A 2,237-nucleotide genomic window follows, 5' to 3' on the forward strand; every position below is an offset into this window, starting at 1 on the left:
TTGCGGTAGGCGGAGCCGCACAGCACCACCACGGCCTCGCCGGTGCGGGTGAGGCGAGCAAGAGCCGCGGTGAGGGTGGCGGCGGTGAGAGTGGCGCGGGCGCAGTACTCCTCCAGGGCCTCGGGGTCGAGTTCGGCCACCGTCTCCTCCAGGGCGCGGCGGCGCAGGTCGGCTTCGTCCACCAGGTGCCCGGGGACGGGCCCCTCGCTCATGCGGCCCGCGTCGTCCCAGGTGAGGGCGCGCAGGTGGACGAGGTCGACGACGCCGGTGAAGGACTCCTCGGTGCCGACGGGCAGTTGGACGGCCAGTGGGCGCGGGTGCAGGCGTTCGCGGATGGAGGCGACGGCGGCCCCCAGGTCGGCCCCGGCGCGGTCGAGCTTGTTGACGAACGCGATCCGGGGCACGCCGTGGCGCTGGGCCTGCCGCCAGACCGCCTCGCTCTGCGGCTCGACGCCGGCGACCGCGTCGAACACCGCCACCGCGCCGTCCAGGACGCGCAGCGAGCGTTCGACCTCGCCGGAGAAGTCGACGTGGCCGGGGGTGTCGATGAGGTTGATGCGGTGTCCGGCCCAGGCGCAGCTCACGGCGGCGGCGAAGATGGTGATGCCGCGGTCGCGTTCCTGCGGGTCGAAGTCGGTGACGGTGGTGCCCTGGTGGACCTCGCCGCGCTTGTGGGTGGTGCCGGTGAGGTAGAGGATCCGCTCGGTCAGGGTGGTCTTGCCGGCGTCGACGTGGGCGAGGATGCCCAGGTTGCGGACGGCCGCGATCGCGGTGGTGGCGGCGTTGATGGTGGTGTCGGTGCGCATGGCCCGGTTGCCTTTCGAGGCGATGGTGACGGGTGGGCGCGCGATTGGCACAGCACTGGCCTGGCCTGACTTGAACTGACCTGACTTGAACTGACTGACCGTCAGATCTGATGCCGGGAAGGAGTTCCTCGGAGCGGTGGCGGGTCAGGCGGCGGCGCTGTTCCGGTGCCGGCCGCGCAGCGGGCACCGGGAGGGCGGGGACACCAAGATCACCTCATACCGCGACGCGGGAGAGGGGACGGCGGCGCTGCGCTTCGCCATGGCCGTCCCCTCCCCTCAACCGGTGTCGTCACGATGGGCCGCGCGCTCGAGGCGCGGCCGCGTGGCGAGTGTAGGAAGGCCCGGCCCGCCCGCGCGACGGGTTTTACGGCGGGTGCGCGCTACGGCGGGTGCGCGTTACGGCGGGCGGGTGTTACGGCGGGCGGGTGTTACGGCGCCCCGAGCCGCAGAACCGGTCGCGACCAGCCGTCGTCGGGCACTCCGGCGTCCAGGGCGGCCCCGATCACGCGCTCCTCGTAGCCGAAGTGGGACTCCATGATGGCGGCGAGGCCGTCGAGTTCGCGTCCGATCGCCTCCCGGTCCGCCTTCGGCGCCTCGACGGCCTGTTCGGCGAGTTCGCGCACCCGGGTGAGGATGGAGGCGATGAGGGCGTGGTCCTCGGTGAGCTTGGCGATCGTAGGGGCGAGGTCGGGCCGTTCGCGCACCAGGGCGGTGAACAGACCCTCGTCCTCGCCCCGGTGGTGGACGGTCAGGGCAGTGCAGAAGGCCAGGCGGTGGGTGAGGAGCTCGTCGTCCGCGATGCGGCGCCGGCCCAGTCCCGTACGGACGTCGGCCAGGCGGCGGCGCAGTTCGCGGTGGGATCGGGCGAGTTGGAGGCTGAGGGCGGCCGTACGGCCGTCGTCGGGGGAGGCCACGGGTGGCGGTCCCTTTCGGTTGCGCACCTCCATGCCTGGCGCGGTCCGCCACCGGCACGCGATGCTGCCCGCCAGTCGATCACGCCCTCCGGCCCCCGGGCAAGCACGCCTCCGCGCCCCGGGCCGGGTCCGGGGCCCGCTCCGGCGCCGGAGGCGCGGCCCGGGGCCGGCCGAGCAGGACGCCGGCCGCCACCAGTGCCAGCCCCGCGCACTGGCGCACCCCGAAGGCGTCCCCGTCCAGCACGGCGCCCAGCAGCACCCCGGCCAGCGGGTTGAGCAGCCCGAGCAGGCCGACGGTGGCGGCCGGCAGGTGGCGCAGCCCGGCGAACCAGCAGGCGAAGGCGAGCGCGGTGGCCACCAGGGCGGTGTAGCCGAAGGCGAGCAGGGCGCGCACGTCCAGGGGTGGCGGGGCGCCCTCCAGGGCGGTGGCGGGTACCAGCAGCACCAGGGCGCCGGCGGTCAACTGCCAGGCGGTGGCGGCCAGCGGGTCGGCGCCCTCGCGCCAGCGGGCGGCGAG

Annotated in this window: 3 protein-coding genes; all 3 read right to left on the reverse strand. The window is 74.7% G+C overall.

Going from position 1 to position 2,237, the window contains the following annotated elements:
- The coding region (locus J0670_RS36230; protein WP_207816976.1) for a GTP-binding protein at positions 1-806 on the reverse strand (806 nt) is incomplete at its 3' end.
- Positions 807-1,234: 428 nt separating this feature from the next.
- Entirely contained in the window at positions 1,235-1,720 is a 486-nt protein-coding gene (locus J0670_RS36235; RefSeq protein WP_307806853.1) for a hemerythrin domain-containing protein, read from the reverse strand.
- A gap of 79 nt (positions 1,721-1,799) precedes the next feature.
- Positions 1,800-2,237, reverse strand: a 438-nt coding sequence (locus J0670_RS36240; protein WP_207816979.1) for a DMT family transporter, incomplete at its 5' end; no start/stop codon positions are given.

It is taken from the genome of Streptomyces sp. FH025 (genome assembly GCF_017427025.1).
In the GTDB taxonomy this organism is placed as follows: Bacteria; Actinomycetota; Actinomycetes; order Streptomycetales; family Streptomycetaceae; genus Kitasatospora.